Genomic DNA, 4,657 nt, shown 5'->3' on the forward strand with positions numbered 1-4,657 from the left:
CAGAATCGGCGGCCAGCGTCTTGGAGGACACGATCGGGTCCGAATAATGAGCTTGGGCCGCTCCCGTTGTCCGGCGGATAATCATGAGCAGAACTGCAGCAACGATAATGAGCAGTGACAGCAGTTGGGACACGCGAATATTCCCGTAATTCGGGTCCAAGTAGCCCTGCTCGAAGCCAAGCCCCTTCATCGGACTCCATAAACCGTTGATGAACGAGGCCAGACCGCTGCCGCCTTTGAACGCCAAACTATCCGTCCGCAGCGCTTCAATGAAGAAACGTCCGATGGAGTACCAGATGAAATACGACAGAAATAATTCTCCGGCGCGCATAAACCGCTGTCTGCGCAGCACCATGAGCAGTACAATGCCAACCAAGCTCCAGGTGGACTCATATAAAAAAGTCGGGTGATGATAGGCTAAATTGGCTTCTATGTACATCTGATTCACAATAAAATCGGGCAGATGCAAATTGTTCCGCAGAAAGGTCTCATGAACCTCTCCCCCGTAGGCCTCCTGGTTCACAAAGTTGCCCCAGCGTCCGATCATTTGCCCCGCCAGCAGTGCGGGAGCGCAGATATCGGCGATGCGCCAGAAAGGATAGCCTTTATACCGGAAATAAATGATGCCGCAAATAATGGCACCGATGAGTGCGCCATAAATAGCGATGCCGCCGTTCCATATTTTGAAGACATCCACGAGATTCTGTTTGTATTCATCCCATTTAAAGGCTACAAAATAAAGGCGGGCGCCGATAATCGCTGAAGGGACGCCGAGCAGCAGCATATCCATAAAGAATTCCTGCGGTATGCCGAATCGTTTGCCTTCGCGGATCACCAGGTACAGGCCAGCCAAAGCGCCGAATCCAAGGATAAGGCCATACCAGTGCACTTTTAAAGCGCCGATTGAAAAGGCGATTGGATCTAAAGCCAACGGAAACATACTTTCATCCTCCTAGTCCAGATCGTCCATGTCTTCGGATATCGTAGCCGTAAGCTTGTGAGTGAATTGCAGCGCGGCATTGAAGCCCATCTGCTTCAGCCGGTAATTCATCGCCGCCACTTCAATAATAACGGCAAGGTTCCGTCCCGGGCGGACCGGAATAGTCACTAGCGGAACATCGGTATCAATAATGCGCGTCGTCTCCTCGTCCAGTCCAAGACGGTCGTATTGCTTGTCCTGCTGCCATGCCTCCAATCGGACAACAAGGGTGATCCGCTTGTGGTTGCGAATCGCTCCGGCGCCGAACAGCGTCATCACGTTAATAATACCGACCCCGCGGATTTCCAGCAGGTGCCGAATCAGCTCCGGTGCTGTCCCGTGCAGCTGATTGTCCGAGGTCTGCCGGATTTCCACGGCATCATCGGCAATCAGCCGATGTCCGCGCTTAACCAGCTCCAGCGCCGTCTCGCTCTTGCCGATGCCGCTGCTGCCGGTAATCAGCATGCCGACGCCATATACGTCGCACAGAACCCCGTGGATCGTCGCTGTCGGAGCCAATCTGCCTTCCAGGAAGCTGGTCAAACGGCTCGAAAAAATCGTTGTGGCCATCGAGCTGCGCAGCACGGGCAGTCCTTTTTCATTACTGACTTCAATCAGTTCCTGGGGAACATCCAGACTGCGAGTGATCACAATGCAGGGCGTCTGATCGTCACATATGCGGCGAATTCGATCCACCCGTTCCTCGACAGGAAGCATTGAGAAGAAGGCCAACTCCGTTTTGCCCATCAGTTGTACCCGGTCTTCAGGATAATATTCGAAATATCCGGCCATTTCGAGGCCGGGACGGTTCAGGTCATCGACCGTAATCAGCCTTTTCAAGCCCTCTTGCCCGGAAATGACTTCCAGTTGGAAATGCTGTACCAATTCCGATACCTTTACCTTCTTGGCCATATCTGTTTCTCCCTTTCATCGCCTGCGGTACATTCCCCGCTTATCCCGCTTCTCTGTCCAGCAGCGTCTGTATAATCCTTCCTTCCGGCAGGTAATTCTCCTGCTATCTTAAAGGATAACGGAAGCGAATGCAATCATTAGACTGTTGCCGTACCCCGATCCTATGAAAAAAGCCGCCCCTAAAGGGCGGCCTTTCAAAGAACCTGAAGCTGGCTCTTATCCCAGCAGAATGTTCTGTTCCGATTGTTTGTCAAACAAATGCACTTTGTTCATGTCGATCGCCAGTTTCGTCTTGCTGCCTTCACGGGTTGACGAACGTCCGTCCACGCGGGCGATAACTGAATCTTTGCCTACACCGCTCAGGTACAGCAGCATTTCATGACCCAGGTTCTCGGTTACGTCTACCAGTGCGGTAAAGATTGTATTCGGCGAAGCTTCGAGGAATACCGGCTCTTCGTGAATGTCTTCCGGACGAACGCCCATAACGACATCCTTGCCAATGTAGCCTTTGCTGCGAAGCAGCTGAGCTTTGCCGCCCGGAACCTCAACGTCCAGATTATCTGCGGTGAAACGGACAGAGCCGTTAACTTCGGACAAAGTGCCCGAAATAAAGTTCATTGTCGGGGAGCCAATAAATCCGGCCACGAACAGGTTCTTCGGATGGTTGTACAGTTCTTCAGGAGAAGCGGCTTGCTGGATGATGCCATCCTGCATAACGACGATGCGGTCACCCATCGTCATGGCTTCGGTCTGGTCATGCGTTACGTAAATGCAAGTGGTTTCAAGACGCTTAACCAGCTTCGTGATCTCGGCGCGCATCTGTCCGCGCAGCTTCGCGTCCAGGTTGGACAGCGGTTCATCCATCAGGAACACTTGAGGATCACGGACAATCGCGCGGCCCAGAGCGACACGCTGGCGTTGACCGCCCGAAAGCGCCTTCGGTTTACGCTCCAGCAGATGCTCGATATCGAGTATTTTGGCCGCTTCACGCACTTTTCGGTCGATCTCGTCCTTCTTCACCTTGCGCAGCTTCAGACCAAACGCCATGTTCTGGTATACACTCATATGAGGGTACAGGGCGTAGGATTGGAATACCATCGCGATGTCGCGGTCTTTAGGAGCCACGTCGTTGACGACGCGTTCGCCGATGAAGAGCTTGCCTTCAGAGATTTCTTCCAGTCCTGCGATCATCCGCAAAGTGGTGGATTTACCGCAGCCGGAAGGTCCGACCAGTACGAGGAATTCCTTATCTTTAATGTCAAGATTGACATCGACTACTGTTGCTTTATCGGAACCTGGATATTTTTTGAATACATGCTCTAAACGTACGCCTGCCATTTGAATTTCCCCCTCGGATTCGTAATAGAGTTCGAAATAATTCCTGTCACTATCTTACCCCAGAGCATTCAGGCTGGCTATTTGTAACGTTCACAAAAAACCTATTTCCTTTTCGTCACTTTATACAATAACATAGTGAGCTTCATAATCGCAGCGTCTCCAAAGCTTCGTACGTCCGCTCCCGTCTCCTGCTTGATCTTGTCCAGACGGTAGAGCAGGGTATTCCGATGAATATATAATTTCTTCGCGGTTTCACTGACATTGCAATCCATCTGAAAAAAAGTTTCCAGCGTCAGCAGCATCTCCTTATCCGCCAGCACAGCTGTGTAATCGCCGAACTGTCCAAGCAGCTGCCGGCGCCGCCCACTCGGAATACTGTTGACCAGCCGCTCCAGTTGAAGCCCCCATGGCAAATGAATATATTCTCCCACCTGAAAAATACGCCCAAGACTGATCGTTTCCCTCAGCAGCGCGATCACGCCCGCCAAGCCTTTGGCAGGAATGATCGAGGACGATACGCTCACATGAAATACACCCACCCATTCGGAGGCGATCAATTCGTGGAGCCCCATACAGGCCTGCGCCAATAGCTCCTCATCATCGCTCTCCTCAAGCTCTTCCTTGTCCTCCGTGTCGGTCAGCAGCTCTTTACGGGCCAGAATCAGCCATTCCTTCTCCTTCAAAGGGATAAGCAGCGCCGTACTATCAAAATAGCTGCGTATCAATTTCAGCAGCGCCCGGTAAGCAATTTCGGAACCATGCGTATTTTCGCTAACCAAGAGAAAAGGGATCATATCCGTGAACAGGCGGCTTTTTAAAGCGATATCATCGGGAATTTCACCCGCATCCTCATCCTGCTCAAGCTGGGCGTTCAGCCATGCCCCAAGCTGCCGCGCTTCCGTCTCCCCTTCTTCCTTGAATCCGGAAGCCTTCAGCGCTGCGGCATAGTTCTCGGCAGCGAACTGCGCCAGCTGCAGCTCTATTGGGGAAAGCCCTTCCCGCTTGATCCAGAGGGCCGTAACCCGCCCTTCGCTCTCATACAGGGGAACCCAGAGACTTCCCTCATGTACTGCCGACCGCTCCCGCGCTTCTTGTCCAACGCCAAAAAGAGAAGCCGCTTGCTGCCTCCCAAGTTGCTTGATTCCCGTCTTGTTGCCGGTGAACTGCTCCAATTTTAGCCGCAACGTTTCAGTGTCCATTGTCAACTTACTCCACCACTTTGCTCTTTTTCGCCTATTCTATCATATTTGCCGCGATCCTGAAAAAAGGAACGGCTAAGCCGAAGGTGGATATCTCAGCATACGTCCTCGCAAGGGACAGCTCTTGGCTGTTTAATAATATTAAAACAGCAAAAAACCACCACCCTAAGGTGATGGCTTATTGAAATCAGGATGAGCCATGAAGGACTCGAACCTTCGACACCCTGAT

Annotated in this window: 4 protein-coding genes; all 4 read right to left on the reverse strand. The window is 52.1% G+C overall.

The window, feature by feature from the left end:
• On the reverse strand, window positions 1–940 hold a 940-nt coding region (gene lgt, locus L692_RS0115180; protein WP_025701013.1), incomplete at its 3' end, for a prolipoprotein diacylglyceryl transferase.
• 12 nt (window positions 941–952) lie between these two features.
• Window positions 953–1,891 (reverse strand): HPr(Ser) kinase/phosphatase, encoded by a 939-nt coding sequence (hprK, locus tag L692_RS0115185; protein WP_025701014.1) that lies wholly within the window; start codon window positions 1,889–1,891, stop codon window positions 953–955.
• A gap of 216 nt (window positions 1,892–2,107) precedes the next feature.
• Window positions 2,108–3,229 carry an ABC transporter ATP-binding protein gene (locus tag L692_RS0115190; RefSeq protein WP_025701015.1) on the reverse strand — a complete coding sequence of 374 codons (1,122 nt, stop codon included), beginning with the start codon at window positions 3,227–3,229 and terminating at the stop codon, window positions 2,108–2,110.
• 101 nt (window positions 3,230–3,330) lie between these two features.
• Window positions 3,331–4,428, reverse strand: a complete 1,098-nt coding sequence (locus L692_RS0115195) for a PucR family transcriptional regulator (RefSeq protein ID WP_025701016.1) — start codon at window positions 4,426–4,428, stop codon at window positions 3,331–3,333.
• Between the last annotated feature and the right edge of the window lie 229 nt (window positions 4,429–4,657).

Origin of the sequence: Paenibacillus forsythiae T98 (assembly GCF_000520735.1) — a bacterium.
Lineage (GTDB): Bacteria > Bacillota > Bacilli > Paenibacillales > Paenibacillaceae > Paenibacillus_AQ > Paenibacillus_AQ forsythiae.